The organism is Pseudoxanthomonas sp. PXM03 (genome assembly GCF_014852005.1).
Lineage (GTDB): Bacteria > Pseudomonadota > Gammaproteobacteria > Xanthomonadales > Xanthomonadaceae > Pseudoxanthomonas_A.
The window spans coordinates 92315-109539 of the sequence record NZ_JACVAU010000002.1 but is presented as its reverse complement, the minus strand read 5'-3'; the positions used below and the strand labels follow the sequence as shown (position 1 = coordinate 109539).

Annotated in this window: 12 protein-coding genes; 9 read left to right on the top strand and 3 right to left on the bottom strand. The window is 65.7% G+C overall.

All coding sequences use genetic code 11. The features are described 5' to 3' along the window. Positions 1-52 precede the first annotated feature (52 nt). The 9 genes from infB (at position 53) to IB223_RS09215 (ending at position 12226) form a co-directional block, all read left to right on the top strand. Positions 53-2701 (top strand): translation initiation factor IF-2, encoded by a 2649-nt coding sequence (infB, locus tag IB223_RS09255; protein ID WP_192201405.1) that lies wholly within the window; start codon positions 53-55, stop codon positions 2699-2701. 2 nt (positions 2702-2703) lie between these two features. Continuing rightward, entirely contained in the window at positions 2704-3066 is a 363-nt protein-coding gene (gene rbfA, locus IB223_RS09250) for a 30S ribosome-binding factor RbfA (protein ID WP_192201404.1), read from the top strand. Positions 3067-3186: 120 nt separating this feature from the next. After that, the gene (gene truB, locus IB223_RS09245) at positions 3187-4140 is read left to right on the top strand and encodes a tRNA pseudouridine(55) synthase TruB (RefSeq protein ID WP_192201403.1); all 954 of its coding nucleotides are present in this window, start codon (positions 3187-3189) and stop codon (positions 4138-4140) included. 152 nt (positions 4141-4292) lie between these two features. Beyond that, complete coding sequence (rpsO, locus tag IB223_RS09240) at positions 4293-4553, top strand: 30S ribosomal protein S15 (RefSeq protein ID WP_192201402.1); 261 nt, start codon at positions 4293-4295, stop codon at positions 4551-4553. A 183-nt stretch (positions 4554-4736) separates the two neighbouring features. Continuing rightward, positions 4737-6845 (top strand): polyribonucleotide nucleotidyltransferase, encoded by a 2109-nt coding sequence (gene pnp, locus IB223_RS09235; RefSeq protein ID WP_192201401.1) that lies wholly within the window; start codon positions 4737-4739, stop codon positions 6843-6845. A 641-nt stretch (positions 6846-7486) separates the two neighbouring features. Beyond that, positions 7487-7942: a hypothetical protein gene (locus IB223_RS09230; protein ID WP_192201400.1), complete on the top strand. Its 456-nt coding sequence runs from the start codon at positions 7487-7489 to the stop codon at positions 7940-7942. A gap of 270 nt (positions 7943-8212) precedes the next feature. Continuing rightward, positions 8213-9472 carry an MFS transporter gene (locus IB223_RS09225; RefSeq protein WP_192201399.1) on the top strand — a complete coding sequence of 420 codons (1260 nt, stop codon included), beginning with the start codon at positions 8213-8215 and terminating at the stop codon, positions 9470-9472. A 191-nt stretch (positions 9473-9663) separates the two neighbouring features. Then, positions 9664-10239, top strand: coding sequence for a DUF922 domain-containing protein (locus IB223_RS09220; protein WP_192201398.1), 576 nt, complete (start codon positions 9664-9666; stop codon positions 10237-10239). An 844-nt stretch (positions 10240-11083) separates the two neighbouring features. Continuing rightward, complete coding sequence (locus IB223_RS09215) at positions 11084-12226, top strand: NAD-dependent epimerase/dehydratase family protein (protein ID WP_192201397.1); 1143 nt, start codon at positions 11084-11086, stop codon at positions 12224-12226. A gap of 116 nt (positions 12227-12342) precedes the next feature. Here the strand turns inward: IB223_RS09215 and IB223_RS09210 are convergent, their stop codons facing one another. From IB223_RS09210 to IB223_RS09200, 3 genes are all read right to left on the bottom strand, one after another. Beyond that, positions 12343-13827: a DUF1501 domain-containing protein gene (locus tag IB223_RS09210; protein WP_192201396.1), complete on the bottom strand. Its 1485-nt coding sequence runs from the start codon at positions 13825-13827 to the stop codon at positions 12343-12345. A gap of 7 nt (positions 13828-13834) precedes the next feature. After that, positions 13835-15712, bottom strand: coding sequence for a DUF1800 domain-containing protein (locus IB223_RS09205; protein ID WP_192201395.1), 1878 nt, complete (start codon positions 15710-15712; stop codon positions 13835-13837). A gap of 98 nt (positions 15713-15810) precedes the next feature. Continuing rightward, positions 15811-17214 carry a GntP family permease gene (locus IB223_RS09200; protein WP_192201394.1) on the bottom strand — a complete coding sequence of 468 codons (1404 nt, stop codon included), beginning with the start codon at positions 17212-17214 and terminating at the stop codon, positions 15811-15813. Positions 17215-17225 lie beyond the last annotated feature (11 nt).

Below are 17225 nucleotides of genomic sequence, written 5' to 3'. Positions count from 1 at the left end.
AAGGGTTGCCCCACCACCACCGGGGGGGCGCAACACCCAACCTAGGATCCGAATGTCGCAGCAAACCACCATCCGCAAGCTCGCTGAACTGGTCAATACGCCGGTCGAGAAACTCCTGGAGCAACTGGCCGAGGCCGGGATGAGCTTCAGCGGTCCCGACCAGGTCGTGACCAGCATGGAAAAAGTGAAGCTGCTCGGCTTCCTCAAGCGTTCCCACGGCAAGAGCGATGCCGCCGCGGATGATGTCGGGTCGAAGAAGATCACGCTGAACCGCCGCAAGGTGCAGGAAGTGACCGTCGCGGCCGGCCGCAGCAAGACCACGGTGAACGTGGAAGTGCGCCAGAAGCGCACCTACGTGAAGCCGACCGACGCCGAATCCGTCAGCACCAACTGGCAGAACGAACCGGATCCGGAACGCGCCGAGATCCTGCGCAAGCTGGAAGAATCCCGCCAGCGCAACCTCGACGAACAGCAGCGGCTGGCCCAGGAAGACGCCAAGCGCGCCGAAGAGCTCGAGCGTCGCCGGCAGGAAGAAGCCGCCGCACGCGCCGAAGCGGAGGCCGCGCGTGCGCAGGCCGATGCCGAGGCAGCGGCACTGGCCGCCGGTGCCGTCGCCGTGGACGGTGACGAACCCGCGCGCCCGGCGAAGCCTGCGACCCCGGGCCACCACGTGCCCAAGATGGTCGTGCGCAAGGATCCGCCGCGTACCGACGACCGCAACAATGCCGCGGCCGCCAAGCACAAGACCCGTGGCTCGCATGCGATGGTGGCCGGCGTCGAAGACGACGACAACACCAGCCGCTTCGCCGGCCAGTTGCACCTGTCCGCCGCCGACCGTGCCCGTCGCGGCGCTTCCCGCGGCAAGCCCAAGCCGCCGCGCCGTCATGAGCAGAGCCGCGGTGGCGGCGGTGCGCATGGCTTCGAGCGTCCGACCGCGCCGATCGTGCGCGAAGTGGCGATCGGCGAGACCATTACCGTGGCCGACCTGGCGCAGAAGCTCGCGCTGAAGGGTGGCGACGTGGTGAAGGCCCTGTTCAAGATGGGCGTGATGGCCACCATTACCCAGTCCATCGACCACGACACCGCCGCGCTGATCACCGAGGAGCTGGGCCACAAGGCTGTCCGTGCCGACGCCAACGACGTCGAGAACGAGCTGCTGGCGCATTCGGAAGAACAGCAGGGCGAAAAGGTCGCGCGTCCCCCGGTGGTCACCATCATGGGCCACGTCGACCACGGCAAGACCTCGCTGCTGGACTACATCCGCCGCACCAAGATCGCCAGCGGCGAAGCCGGCGGCATCACCCAGCACATCGGCGCGTACCACGTGGAAACGCCGAAGGGCGTCATCAGCTTCCTCGATACCCCGGGCCACGCCGCGTTCACCGCGATGCGTGCCCGTGGCGCCAAGCTGACCGACATCGTGGTGCTGGTGGTCGCGGCCGACGACGGCGTCATGCCGCAGACCCGCGAAGCCATCCAGCACGCCAAGGCGGCCAAGGTGCCGCTGATCGTGGCGGTGAACAAGATCGACAAGTCCGACGCCGACCCACTGCGCGTGAAGAACGAGCTGCTGGCCGAGGAAGTGGTCGCCGAAGATTTCGGTGGCGACACCCAGATGGTCGAGATCTCGGCCAAGACGGGCCAGGGCGTGGACAACCTGCTGGACGCCATCTCCATCCAGGCCGAACTGCTGGAACTGAAGTCGGTCGAAGACGGCCGCGCCAGCGGTGTGGTCATCGAATCCTCGCTGGACAAGGGCCGTGGCCCGGTTGCGACGGTGCTGGTGCAGCAGGGCACGCTGAAGAAGGGCGACTACCTGGTCTGCGGTGTCCAGTACGGCCGCGTGCGTGCGCTGTTCGACGAGACCGGCGCACAGCCACCGTCGGCCGGCCCGTCCATCCCCGTGCAGGTGCTGGGTCTGTCCGGCGTGCCCGAGGCTGGCGATGATTTCGTCGTGGTCGAGGACGAGCGCCTGGCCAAGGACGTGGCGCAGCAGCGCGACACCAAGCGCCGCGAATCGCGCCTGGTGCAGTCCGCCGGCAGCCGCATGGAAGACATCATGGCGCAGCTGGGCAAGGGCGAAGGCCAGCTCAGCCTCAACCTGATCATCAAGGCCGACGTGCAGGGTTCGGTGGAGGCGCTGCGTCATTCGCTGACCGCGCTGTCCAACGAATCGATCCGCATCAACATCATCCACTCCGGCGTGGGCGGCATCACCGAGTCCGACGCCAACTCCGCAGTCACCTCCAAGGCCACCGTCATCGGCTTCAACGTGCGTGCCGACGCCTCCGCGCGTCGCATCATCGAAGCCGCCGGCGTGGACCTGCGCTACTTCTCGATCATCTATGACGTGATCGACCAGGTGAAGCAGGTGGCCTCCGGTCTGCTGGGCGTGGAGATCCGCGAAGAGATCATCGGCATCGCCGAAGTGCGCGACGTCTTCCGCAGCTCCAAGTTCGGCGCGGTCGCGGGCTGCATGGTGGTCGAGGGCACGGTCAAGCGGAACAAGCCGATCCGCGTGCTGCGCGCCAGCACGGTGGTGTTCGAGGGCGAACTGGAATCGCTGCGCCGCTTCAAGGAGAACGTCGACGAGGTGCGCAACGGCACCGAGTGCGGCATCGGCGTGAAGGCCTACAACGACGTCCAGCCGGGCGACCAGATCGAGTGCTTCGAGCGCATCGAAGTGCAGCGCACGCTCTGATCATGCCGACCAAGTCGTTCCACCGCACCGACCGCGTCTCCGCCCAGCTCCGTCGCGAGCTGGGCACGCTGGTGCACGAGGCCGTGCGCGAGCACGGCCTGCCGTCGGTCAGCGTGTCCGACGTGGAAGTCACCCGTGACATGGCGCACGCCAAGGTGTTCGTCACCGCCCTGATGCCCGAGCGTTCCGTGGAAGCCGTGAAGGGCCTGAAGGAACTGGCCTGGGGCTTGCGCATGGAACTGGCGCGTCGGGTCAAGATGCGCCACGTGCCCGAGCTGCATTTCCACTACGACGATTCCGTCGACCGCGGCGAGCGCATCGAGAACCTGCTGCGCGACCTGCCGCCCCCGCCGGACGACGAGTGACCCCGCGTTTCCTGTAGGCGCTGCGACAACAGCGGCACAGGGCTCCCCGGACGTCATCCGAATGCGGCAAGGCCACGGTCGCAGCTTACGCAGCTCCTACAGAAGGTCATCCCGCTTCCGATGTCGCCGCCGAAGCTCAAGTTCCGTTCGCTGGATGGCCTGCTGCTGCTGGACAAGCCGCAAGGGATGAGTTCGAACGCCGCGCTCCAGGTCGCACGCCGGCTGTTCCGGGCAGAGAAGGGCGGGCATACCGGCAGCCTGGATCCGCTCGCCACCGGCCTGCTGCCCCTGTGCTTCGGCGAGGCGACCAAGATCGCCGGCCTGTTGCTGGGATCCTCCAAGGCCTACGACACGGTCGCCGTGCTGGGCGCCACCACCGATACCGACGATGCCGATGGTGCGACGCTGCGCGAGCGGCCGGTGCCGGTGCTGGATGCTGCCACCGTCAAGGCCGCGCTGGTGCCCCTGACGGGCCGCATCCGTCAACGCGCCCCGATCTATTCGGCGCTCAAGCAGGGCGGCGAGCCGCTCTACACCAAGGCCCGCCGCGGAGACGTCATCGAAGCGCCCGAACGCGACGTCGACGTCCACGCGATCGAGGTGCTCGGGATCGCGCCGGACCGGGTCTCCCTGCGGGTCGAGTGCGGTTCCGGCACCTACGTGCGCAGCCTGGTCCGTGATCTGGGCGAGGCGCTGGGCTGCGGCGCCCACGTGGCCGAACTGCGTCGTCTCTGGGTCGAGCCGTTCAGGCAACCGCGCATGTATTCCCTGGACGCGTTGCAGGCGCTGGCTGAACAGGGTGGGGAAGCCGCCCTCGAGGCGTGTCTGCTGCCCATCGAGGCTGGCCTGGCCGGCTTCCCCCGGGTCGACGTCGACGCCCTCGATGCGCGCCGGCTGGCACAGGGCCAGAAGCTGCGCGGACATCCCCCCCGCGACGGCACGGTCGCGATCCACGGGGAGGAAGGCCGCGTCCTGGGGCTGGGCACGGTCGATGCCGACGGCACCCTCTCGCCGCAGCGATTGTTCGCCTGGGCGGTTGCCGGCACCGCCACCAAGGGCGGCAACGGTCAATAAAACCTTGTTTCACAAGGCCCCCGCGGCTACACTACGCCGCCGGTTTCGCGCCGGCATTTCCTTATTTCCCCAGCTTCATCAACGGCGAGCCAGGCGGTGCGCGCGGAGGACAGCCCGCGTTCCTGCAGGCCACGCATCAACAGAGAGAAACCATGTCCGTCGATACCCAGAAAGTGATTGCCGACAACGCGCGCGGCGCCAACGACACCGGCTCCCCGGAAGTCCAGGTCGCCCTGATCACCGCCCGCATCGAACACCTGAGCGGCCACTTCAAGACCCACAAGAAGGACCACCACAGCCGCCGTGGTCTGCTGCAGCTGGTCAACCGCCGCCGCAGCCTGCTTGACTACCTCAAGAAGAAAGACAACGAGCGCTACAAGACCCTGATCGAAAAGCTCGGTCTGCGTCGCTGATATACCCCCCACCGCGGCGCAGAGATGCGCCGCGGTTTGCATTTCAGGGAACGGAATGCGCTGCACCCGCTGGCCGCACCGGGCCCGCCTCCCTCAGCACCACCGGCCGGACGCATCCGGCCAGCCGCACGCGACAAGGGTCGCGTGAGGTCCAACCCGCACAAGGCACCTCAAGGAACCAACGTGGCAAAAATCACCAAAACCTTCCAGTACGGCAAGCACCAGGTCACCCTGGAAACCGGCGAAATCGCCCGCCAGGCGGGCGGTGCCGTCATCGTCAAGTTCGATGACACCGTGCTGCTGGTCACCGCCGTGGCGGCGAAGTCGGCCCGCGAAGGGCAGGACTTCTTCCCGCTGACGGTCGATTACCAGGAGAAGTTCTACGCCGGCGGCCGTATCCCGGGTGGCTTCTTCAAGCGCGAAGGTCGCGCGACCGAGAAGGAGACGCTGATCTCCCGCCTGATCGACCGCCCGCTGCGCCCGCTGTTCCCGGAAGAATTCCGCAATGAAGTGCAGGTCATCGCCACGGTGATGTCGCTGAACCCGGAAATCGACGGCGACATCCCGGCCCTGATCGGCGCCTCCGCCGCCGTCGCCCTGACCGGCGCGCCGTTCAACGGCCCGATCGGTGCCGCCAAGGTCGGCTACGTCAACGGCGAATACGTGTTGAACCCGACCGTCAGCGAACTGAAGGACTCCAAGCTGGAGCTCGTCGTCGCCGGTACGTCCAACGCCGTGCTGATGGTGGAATCCGAAGCCGCCGAGCTGTCCGAAGACGTGATGCTGGGCGCCGTGATGTTCGGCCACCGCGAAATGCAGAAGGTCATCCACATCATCAACGAGCTGGTCACCGAAGCCGGTACCAAGAACTGGGACTGGTCTGCGCCTGCCAAGAACGAGGCGATGATCTCCGCGCTGAAGGAAGCCGTGGGCACCCAGCTCGAGTCCGCCTTCCAGGTGCGCGACAAGCTGCAGCGCCGCGACGCCATCGCCGCCATCAAGAAGGACGTGCTGCAGCAGCTGGCCGGCCGTGCCGAAGCCGATGGCTGGAGCGCCGGTGCGCTCTCGAAGGAATTCGGCGAGCTCGAGTACCAGACCATGCGCGGTTCCGTGCTGGCCACCAAGGTCCGCATCGACGGCCGTGCGCTGGATACCGTCCGCCCGATCTCCTCCAAGGTCAGCGTGCTGCCGCGCGTGCACGGCTCCTCGCTGTTCACCCGTGGTGAGACGCAGGCGATCGTCGCCGTCACCCTGGGCACCGCACGCGATGGCCAGGTGATCGATGCCGTCGGCGGCGAGTGGAAGGACCACTTCCTGTTCCACTACAACTTCCCCCCGTTCTCGGTGGGCGAAGCCGGCCGCATGATGGGCCCGAAGCGTCGCGAAATCGGCCATGGCCGCCTCGCCAAGCGCGGCGTGCTCGCCGTGATGCCGACGATGGAAGCCTTCCCGTACACCATCCGCGTGGTCTCGGAAATCACCGAGTCGAACGGTTCCTCCTCCATGGCCTCGGTCTGTGGCAGCTCGCTGGCGCTGATGGATGCCGGCGTGCCGATCAAGGCGCCGGTGGCCGGCATCGCGATGGGCCTGGTGAAGGAAGGCAACGACTTCGTCGTGCTGAGCGACATCCTGGGTGACGAAGACCACCTCGGCGACATGGACTTCAAGGTCGCCGGTACCGCCAACGGTGTGTCCGCGCTGCAGATGGACATCAAGATCGAAGGCATCACCGAAGAGATCATGAAGCAGGCGCTGACGCAGGCGAAGGCCGGCCGACTGCACATCCTGGGCGAAATGGCCCATGCGATGACCTCGCCGCGCCAGGAGCTGAGCGAGTTCGCGCCGCGCCTGATCACCATCAAGATCCACCCCGACAAGATCCGCGAAGTGATCGGCAAGGGCGGTTCGGTGATCCAGGCCATCACCAAGGAAACCGGCACGCAGATCGACATCCAGGACGACGGCACCATCACCATCGCCTCGGTGAACGGCGCCGCCGGCCAGGCCGCCAAGGCCCGCATCGAGCAGATCACGTCCGACGTCGAGCCGGGCCGCATCTACGAAGGCAAGGTCGCCAAGATCATGGACTTCGGTGCGTTCGTCACCATCCTGCCGGGCAAGGACGGCCTGGTGCACGTGTCGCAGATCTCCAACGACCGCGTCGAGAAGGTCAGCGACGCGCTGAAGGAAGGCGACGTGGTCAAGGTCAAGGTGCTGGAAGTCGACAAGCAGGGCCGCATCCGCCTGTCGATCAAGGCCGTGGAAGAAGGCGAGGGCGTGTCGGCCGAGTAAGCCGCACGACATCGCGACGCGATACGGAAAAGCGGGCTTCGGCCCGCTTTTTCTTTGAGTTGTGCCTACAGGCACCTACCTGCCCTCCAAACTGCTGGACCCCATTTTCTGTGAGGGAATGTTTGAAGCCTTGCTCATTCTTTACAGAACAGGAAAGCATTCTCGACGGAGAGCAGGGCGCTCTCACCATGAGGCTCTTCCTCAACGCGGAACGTGGAAACACGAATACGCGCATGTAAATAGGCTTACAACGGTATAAATACGCTTACCAGCGACAAGGTTGCGATCAAACGATAGATTCAGCCTGCCTGAACGTTCAGGCCAACAAGGACGCTATAGTCATGAAGAAGATTGCGGGTCTTACGCTTTTCTTGGCTTCCCTTTCTCTGGCAGTTGTCGCAATTGCACAATCATTGCCGGACGGTCCTGTCGAGTCGCCTCCAGGCTGGTCCTGCACAGCAAAGGGGGGCAAGGTCACGTGCGTAAGAACAACCTCCCAGGAACCCGAGGGTTGACGCTACGCTCCCGTAACGAGCGGAGGGGCTTTGCCCCTCCGTTCAATGAAGGATGAGATTGTCGTGAGAGAAGTGTTGGGTTTATCGCTGGTTCTCTTGCTGGGTTGCGCTACCACCGAGAGGTCGGTGAGTTCGACTGAGGTCCGCAAGGACATGATTCTGCCCAGCGGTGCGATAAGGGAAAAATTGAGCGCGAATGCAGTTTTTCTTGCTCCAGTACCAATTCTTGAGCCGATGCCAGAGTTTCCGGCCGACTATCCTGCCGATTTGAACGCGGACGTGAATATCTGTGCAGAACTGACGATTTCGGCAGACGGCATTGTCATGTCAGTCGAGCAGATATCCTCTTCACCAGGATGTGAACCAGCTGGCAGCAAGTCCAGTCAACTCCTTTACCCCAAAGTGGCAAGCGCCTTGCGGCATTGGACTTACTTCGGCGCCGCCATATGTCATTACACGAGCAATGAAAGCGAATGCGAAGGAAGCGATGCCAGACACGTCGCATTGCCTGTCAAATTGGCGTACAGATTCAATTTCAAAACGATCCAAGGGCGTCGCGTTGTGCAAAAAACGTCGACGTAAAAGTGTGTTTTCCGTGCACCAGCGATGGTGTGTCGGGGGAGCCAGGATTCACTTGATGCCTGGCACATGAGCCAGGGTCGGTTTCGCGCGCCCATCCGTCGCGGCATGATCGGAAGACGAGTTTTTCCTGGGCTCGCATGGCCTTTCTTGAGGCGGCACCTTTCGATTTGGCGCGTGATGCACGACTGAGGTCAAAGCGGGCGACGCGCAGCGTCTTCCTTGTCTCGCTCACTGGCAATGCCATCGCCGATAATGGCGGGCATGAATTCCATGAAGACGCATTCCACTTCACTCGTGCCGGCATCCCTCTGGTCCGGCCGCGGCCTGGTGCTGCTTGGCATCGTGCTGTCCGCATTCAACCTGCGTACCGCGGTGACCTCGCTCACACCGCTGCTCGACACCTTGGGCGATACGTTCGGCTTCGGCGCCACCATGACAGGCGTATTCGGCATGCTGCCGACGGCAGCATTCGCGGTGTTCGGCGTGGCGACGCCCGCGCTCGCGCATCGCATCGGACTGGAGCGCGCCGCGCTGCTGGCCATGCTGCTGGCGACACTGGGCCTGCTGCTGCGCAGTGGGGCGGGCGATACGGCCGCGTTGATGGCCGCCTCGCTGACGGCACTGGCTGGCATGGGCATCGGCAACATCGTGTTGCCGCCGCTGGTGAAGCGCTACTTCGCCGATCGCGTGGGTACTGTCAGCACGCTCTACATCACCGTCCTGCAGGCAGGCACCATCCTGCCGGCGCTGGTGGCCGTACCTGTGATGGAAGCTGCCGGCTGGCGCCTGTCGCTGGGCCTGTGGGCGGTGTTCGCCGCCGCATCTGCGGTGCCCTGGTGTCTTGTGCTGTGGCAGGAGCGTCGGCGCAACACGCCGCTCGCGCGCGTGCACGACGAAGCGGTCACCGTCGACGACGAAGCCCCCGAGCTGGCCGCGCCGCGACCGCAGGGCCGCGCATGGCGCTCGCCGGTGGCGTGGGGCATGGCGCTGATGTTCGGCATGACTTCCCTGGTGACGTACTCGATGTTCACCTGGTTGCCGAAGCTGCTGGTCGAAGCCGGGGGTACGCCCGCGCTGGGCGGCACGATGGTCGCACTGTTCTCCACGTTGGGCCTGGCGGCCTCGCTCACCATGCCGTTGATCGCGGTACGCATGCGCAATCCTTTCATCGTGGTCGTGGTCTGCGCGGGCTTCTACGCGGCGGCGTTCACCGGTCTGCTGCTCGCACCGATGGCCGCACCCGCCCTATGGGTGGCGTTGCTGGGCCTGGGGCCCAGTACGTTCCCGCTGTCGTTGACGATGATCAATCTGCGCACGCGCACGCCGGAGGGTTCGGCGGCGTTGTCCGGTTTCATGCAGGGGGTGGGTTACACGTTGTCCTGCGCGGGACCGCTGGTCTTCGGCCTGCTGCATGAGTACACGCATGGCTGGATGCTGCCGATGGCGTTCCTCGGCATCTGCGTTCTAGTGCTGCTGGTCGGCGGCTACCTGGCCTGCCGGCCGCGCTATCTGGAAGATACTTGGCACTAATGGGTAGGATGGGTTGAGCCCGCATGCGGTACTCATGATCGTGGCTTCGACGTATCGCAGGATGGGTATCGCTGCGCTCAACCCATGGCGAGCGCCGTTCAACGGGGCGCCGGGGAGGTGTGCGCGTGACCGAACTCCCTCGCGAGCGTTGCGCATGAAAGAATCACACCGATCTTTGGCTGGAGGCGGTCATGAGACTTGGGCAGGGCATATTCATGGGCTTTGCGCTGTCGTTGTGGGTGCCGAACGCGGTGGCTGATCCTCTCTTCCCGCGTGCGAAGGTGACGTACTACTCCGTCGCCGGAGACAATCTTCGGGCGATCCAGCGTGCTTTGCGGACCAACGGGCCCAGGAATGAAGATGGGCGCGTGGTGCATGGGCTGACTCGATGGCAGGTCGAGTGGACATTCGAGGTGGAGGGCGCCGGAAACACCTGCGAGGTGGTTGACCTAACGGTCGCGCTGGACACGACGGTCACGCTGCCACGATGGACGCCCAGTGGCGGTGCATCCCGGGACCTTGCCAAGGCCTGGACGCGGTATCTGGATGCACTACGCCTTCACGAACACACTCACTACCGTCATGGATTGCAGGCGACGGAGGCCATCCGGGCCCTCGCAAAGTCGCTGCCATCCAGTAACTGCGCGGCACTGTCCAGGTCTTTCAATATCAAGGCACTGCGCATCATGGAGATGTACAGGGTGCGCAGCCGCCTCTATGACCAGCGAACGCGACATGGAGCAACCGAGGGTGTCGCCCTGGAGTGAGGTCGGAATTGCCCGGGCTCATCAGGCACGCCCTGTCGGGATTCACTCGCTCACTCCACTGCACAGCCTGGGCACGCCCGGACATCCTAGTGGACCTTCATGGCCCGCTGGTCCCTTCGCACCTGCAGCCCCCAGGATGGGTTGAGCCGAAGGCGATACCCATCAGTGGCGTGATGAGGAAACAGCACGCCGTTCTGTCTTCACGTCATTCCTTCCAGTCGATCACGCTATGAGCGTGGAAGTTGAGACGACGCTGACGGCGGCCCACACGGCGGGCACGGCCCGCAAGCCCGGAAGACTCGTCGGCGACGTCTCGGATCCCTGCGTTGATACGCCCACGCCTTGCGCGCGACCCGCAAACCCTTGCGCGAGAATTCCCGCGCTTCACGGTGCAAACGTTGGTGGGTCGACCGCGCATCTGCGGGTCCCGGTCGCAAGCCCCGGAGACTCACGCTTCATCCATCGAGCATCGGGCGTGGGTCTCGGGGGCTTGAATCGACAAGCCTGTCCGTCTTGCGCACGACGATCTGCGTGTCGCCGGCGAGTGTCTTAGGTTCGCGCGCAAGGCTTTTCCGGCGAGGCCTCACGTTCCGAACCTTGCCGGTGAGGCACCGAGGCTTGGCGACGGAGGTTTTCCATGCGCACCGCAAGCGTCCTGGCGAGGCGCGTGACGCCCGGAGCGTCGGATGCCGGACAAACACGTCGTTATTCCGGGTGCTGGCCGACACCATCGTCTCGCCCATGTCGACGGTTCACAGGAAGTCACAACGACTTCCGGCAGGGGTTTGCGGGCCGCGGCAGTGCTATCTAGTCGCTTTCCTGACCGTTGCTGGGGAGCATCCGCATGACCACCCGTCGTGACCTGTTCAAGCTGGGCGCGCTGGCCGCCGCCGCGGCCGCGCTGCCGTCCTTCGCCTCCGCTGCCAGCGAGGGCAAGCCGGTGGGCAAGGCGGCCAAGCCGCTGAACATCCTGATCCTCGGCGGCACCGGCTTCACGGGTCCGTTCCAGGTCGACTACGCGCTCAAGCGCGGGCACAAGGTCACCTTGTTCAACCGTGGGAAGCGGCCGTCGCCGGAATGGCCCGCCGCCGTCGAACAACTGCACGGCGACCGCAATACCGGCGACCTGGCCGCACTGAAAGGGCGCACGTGGGACGTCTGCATCGACAACCCCACCAGCCTGCCGTTCTGGGTGCGCGATGCTGGCCAGGTGCTGAAAGGCAACGTGGGGCACTACCTCTTCATCTCCACCATTTCGGTGTACGCCGATGGCGGCAAGCCGGGCATCAGCGAGGATTCGCCGCTCGCCGTCTACAAGGGCAAGGATGCGATGGCTGAAACCCAGGAGACCCTGCGCGCCGACATCGAGAACCTCTATGGCTCATTGAAGGCATTGAGCGAAGCCGAAGCCCGCAAGCAGTTCGGCAGGAACGTCACCATCGTGCGCCCGGGTTACATCGTGGGTCCGCGCGACGAAACCGATCGTTTCACCTACTGGCCGCACCGGGTGGCGCAGGGCGGCGAAATACTGGTGCCCGGCCAGGGCAACGATCCCGTCCAGATCATCGACGGCCGCGACCTGGGCGAGTGGATGATCCGCCTGGCCGAAACGAAGACCACCGGCACCTTCAACGCCTGCGGCCCGGATTACACGCTCGGCATGGATGCCATGCTGCATGGCTGCCAGGCCGTCACCGGCGGCGGCATGACGCTGACCCACGTAACGCCCGAGTTCCTCGAGCAGCAGCAGGTCGGCCTGCCGATCTGGGTGTCGCCGACCCACCCGCAGTACGGCGGCTACGGCGCGGTCAGCAATGCGCGCGCCATCGCGGCGGGCCTGACCTTCCGTCCGCTCGCAACCACCGTCACCGATCTGCTGGCGTGGTTCCGCGGCCTGCCCGCCGAGCGCCAGGCCAAGCTCAATGCCGGCATCACCCGCGACAAGGAAGCCGAGCTGTTGAAGGCGTGGCACGCGCGCAAAGGCTGATGGCATCGCTGCCATGCAGGAGGGGCTTCAGCCCCGACCTGTCATTGCAGGCGCGACGCGCGGGGCGGCTGATGGGCAAGCATCGGGGCTGAAGCCCCTCCTACAGGAGCCTTGCTTCAGCGCTCCCGTCGCACCAGCATCCGGTCCACCGGGCCGCGACGTTGCCAGTCGGGGACGGCGCGTTCGGCGGCCGTTACCGGCGTGGGTGCGCCGGTGGCGGCATCCGGCACCACCAGCGACGGGATCGACGTGGCGGTGGTCGCAGCGCCTTCCGACTTCGGAGCCAGATCGGTGCCCTGCATGAGGCCCAGCGGGGCGTAGCCGGTGTAGCCGGGGAAGACCTGGCTGAGGTTGGCGTTGCCCATGCGGCGGATCAGGATCTCCGACATCACGCGGCGGTAGTCGGTGGTCACGGGTACGTCGCCGAAGGTGGGCGAGAGGATTTCCGGATTCAGTCCAGGCCAGCTGCCGTAGAAACGGCGCCCGTTCACCGGCCCGCCCAGCACCAGCATCGGGTTGCCGTAGCCATGGTCGGTGCCGCCGTTGGCATTGGCACGCACGCGGCGGCCGAATTCCGATTGCACCACCACCGTCACGCGCGCCATTTCGCCGGTGCCGTTGAGCTCGGCGTAGAACGCGGCCAGCGCGGCGGAGAGTTCGTTGATCTTGTTCTGGTAGTAGTGGTAACCGCTGCCGGCGGTACCCTGGCCTTCGTGCGTGTCCCAGCCGCCCAGGTCGAGGGTGGCGTAGCGCAGGCCCAGGTTGAAGCGGATGGTCTGCGCGATGGTCCACAGCTGTTGCGCGAAATTGCCGGTCGGCCAGCTGGCCGGCAGGCTGGCATAGCCCTGTTGTCCGATCAGGCGCAGCGCGCCGTCTGCGCGTCGACCGTTGGTCTCCATGCCGGTCTGGCCGTTCCACAGCGACGCGACGGTTTCGCTGACGCCGCGCAGGCCGCTGGGCGAATCGCTGCGCGTGCGCTGCCAGCTCCACGCCGTGGTGTTGAGCGAGAAGTCGGACGGACTGCTCATCGTCAGCGCATCCACTGCGCCCATCAGGCCTGCCGGTTGCGTGCCGCTGACGCCCAGCGCGGGCAGCGTGCCGCTGCCCCCCGGGCGGGTTTCCCACGCGCGCGTCATCCAACCGGTCGGCGAACCGTATTTCCCGGGCGTGCCCAGGTCGATGTACAGCTGCGCATCGAAGTGGCTGCGCGTCACCGTGGTCGCCATGCCGCAGGCATGCACGATGGCCATCCTGCCGTCGTTCCACAGGTCGCGCAGGCCGCTGGCGGACGGGTGCAGGCCGAAGCCGGTGCCGGCACCGCCGGACAGCGTCAGCGGCAAGGCGCCGTAGGCACCACTGGTCTCGATTTTCAGGCTGGGACGCGCTTCCTCATAGAAGCCGCGGTCCACGCCGTCGATCGGCACGACCAGGTTCAGGCCATCGATGCCGCCCCGCAGGAACAGGTGCACGACGGTGTCGTAGCTGTTGACGGCGGCATCGACGGGATCGGCGAACATCAGGCTGCCGCCCGCAGTGCCGACGATGGCGGCTGCGCCGCAGCCTTTGACGAATTCGCGTCGGGTCAGTCGGAAGTCGGTCATCGGGGCCTCAGCGGCTCATGAATTCGGGAGTCATCAGGATCAGCGCCACCAGGCTGCGCAGGCGCTCGTGGTTGTAGTGCCGCTTCAGATCGCTGCCCTGCCACGTGTTGGTATCGGTGATGACATAGGTGTTCGGATCGCCGTTCTGCGCCATGAAGGCGACCAGCGCCTGCTTGCGCGCGGCCTCGGGCTGGTAACCCAGCAGACGGGTGCACCACCACGTCACCAGCGTGTTCGCCGTCCAGTTGGCCACCGGCACGTTGGCGCGCGTGGTGTCCACGATGGGGTGCAGCGGCACGTCTCCATCCTTGCTTTCGGTCAGCCAGCCCAGCAGGCGCCAGGTCATCGCGAAGGAATTGGAACCCGACCACGCCAGGCCTGTGTCCGGGTAACCGTTGGGCGCCGGCCAGTTGTAGGGCGTGTGCCCCGTGAAGCCGTACATCCACATGAAATCGCCGCTGCGGCCGTGGTCCAGGCGGATCGTCCAGTCGCCGCCCAGCGTCCGCATCGCCGCGACCGATGCGTCGAACGGGCGCCGGTTCTTCTGGCCGAAGCTGTTGATGAAGTCGTCGGAGTTCAGGATGTGCCGCAGCACCAGTTCGATCTGGTTCGGCGCGCGCCAGTTGGCGCGGAAGATCGCCGCCGCGCTGTCGATCAGCGCCTGCTTCGGCGTGTCGCTGATGAAACGGCGGATCAATTTCTTGCAGATGAATTTGGCCACGCGCGGATGGCTGGCCAACCGGTCCAGCACGTCGCGGCCGTCCTTCAGCGCGGGCTGTTCGGGGTAGATCAGCATGCCCAGCAGGAACTTCGGGCCGGCGTCGTGCCAGGACTGGCGATAGACGAAGGTGCCGTCGTTCTCGGTGGGAAACTGCCAGTGGCCGTTCTTCGCCGACCAGCCGGTGAATGCGGCCGAGGTTTCGTACACGTCGATGTCGGTGTAGCCGATGGGATACGCCGGATCCTCGGGGCAGGGCGGCACCTGGAACGGGTCCATGAAGCCCAGGTAGTTCTCCGCGCCCAGCGTGTGCAGCTCCAGCAACTCGCGGGCGAAGTTCTCGTTGGGGCCGGAGCGAGAATTGCTGATGTTGTCCAGGTAGTAGAGCATCGCCGTGCTCTGGGCCACGCCTTCCAGCATCGTGCGGAAATTGCCCTTGGCGTTGGCGCGGATCACGTCGCGGTCGTAGTGCACGAACACCGGGCCGACGCTGAAGTCGGTGCCCAGCACGTTGAAGTGGTCGTGCCAGAAGTTCACCAGCACTTCACGCAACTGGCGCCGCGAGTACACCGCACGCACGAAGGCCGCGCGCTGCACCTCATTGGCCGGACGCATGCGGATGTTGTGCTCGGGGTCCGTCACCACGTGGTCGGCCCACAACTGGGTCAGCGACTTGTTCAACGTGGTGTAGCCGGCGGCGTTGAGGCGGTTGGTGACGGCGCTGTCGTCGATGGCGTCCCAGTTGAGCTGCCAGTCCACGTAGTTGGCCAGGCGCTGGCGGTCGCTGCTGCCCAGCGCGTTGAATTCGGCGATGCTGGCGGCGGTGGCGCCGTAGCTGAGGTTGTTGAGCGCCTGCACGGCGAACGGCGGCCGCGCCATCGTCATCAGGGTGGGGTTCGACTGCCCCATCATCACGCGGCCACCGCTGGGTGCGGCCACGGCTGCCGCCTCCGGTGCGGGCGTGGTGTCCTTCGGACTGGCGCGTTCGCCGCCCTTCCAGCCGTACAGGCGGTTCAGGCGTTCCCGGACCTGGGCGCCAAGATCGGGCGCTGCGACGTACGGTTTTGCCTGGACGCGGGCGTCGAGGCGCGCACGCGTGCCAGAGGCCTTGCGTCGCCACGGGCCACGCGCGAACAGCCGACGCCACGGGACGGTGTAGTACGCCATGCGGATTTCCCTGCCTTCCCCGGAATGCGGGAAGTATTGGCCAAGCGCCGCCCGGCGTTTGCGACCGCGCGCACAGGCCGGTCACGCCATGCGTGGCGTCAGACCAGGCCCGTGGCGTAGAACACGCCGATCACCACGAACACGGCGGTGGTCTTGATCAGGGTGATGGCGAAGATGTCCTTGTACGACTGCCGGTGGCTGAGGCCGGTGACGGCCAGGAGGGTGATGACGGCACCATTGTGGGGCAGGGTGTCCATGCCGCCGGAGGCCATCGAGGCCACGCGGTGCAGCACGTCCATCGGGATGCCGGCCGCGTTGGCATTGGCGATGAAGCTGTCCGCCATCGCGGCCAGTGCGATGCTCATGCCGCCGGACGCCGAGCCGGTGATGCCGGCCAGCGCGGTCACCGAGATCGCTTCGTTGACCAGCGGGTTGGGGATGGCCTGCAGCGCGTTGGCCACCACCAGGAAGCCGGGCAGAGCGGCGATGACGGCGCCGAAGCCGTATTCCGACGCCGTGTTCATCGATGCCAGCAGCGCGCCACCGATGGCGCTCTTCGTGCCCTCGGCGAAACTGGCGAACACCGGCTTCCACGCGAATGCGATCACGGCCACGATGCCGACCAGCAGCGCGCCCTGCACGGCCCAGATGGCGGCGACCTTCGAGACGTCCTGCACCACCGGTGCCGGGCTGCCGATCACCGCCGGCACGAACGATTGGCTTTCGCCGTAGAAGCCGGGGATCCATCGGGTGAACAGGAAGTTCGCCACGCCGACGAGCAGCAGCGGCAGGATGGCGATGAGCGGATGCGCGAGCCTGTCGCCCTTGAAGGGTTCCGGTTCATTGCGCAGATCGTCGTTGCCGGCATAGCCCTCGCCGTTGCGCGCGGCCACGCGGCGGCGCCATTCCAGGTAGCACATGCCGACGGTCAGGATGAATACGCCGCCGATGATGCCCAGCACCGGTGCGGCCCACGCGGTGGTGCCGAAGAACGAGGTGGGGATGATGTTCTGGATCTGCGGCGTGCCGGGCAGCGCATCCATGGTGAAGGTGAAGGCACCCAGCGCGATCGTGCCCGGCACCAGCCGCTTGGGGATGTTGCTCTGACGGAACAGTTCCGCCGCGAACGGATACACCGCGAACACCACCACGAACAGCGACACGCCGCCGTAGGTCAGCAGCGCGCACACCAGCACGATCGACAGCATCGCGCGCTGCGCGCCGACCACCTTGATGGTGCCTTGCACGATCGCCTTGGAGAAACCCGATATCTCGATCAGCTTGCCGAACACCGCGCCCAGCAGGAACACCGGGAAGTACAGCTTCAGGAAGCCGACCATCTTGTCCATGAACAGGCCGGTGAACATCGGTGCGACCAGCGAGGGATCGGTCAGCAGCACCGCGCCCAGCGCCGCGATGGGCGCGAACAGGATGACGCTGTAGCCGCGGTAGGCCACGAACATCAGGAAGCACAGCGCGGCCAGCACGATCAGGAACGACATCCACAACTCCT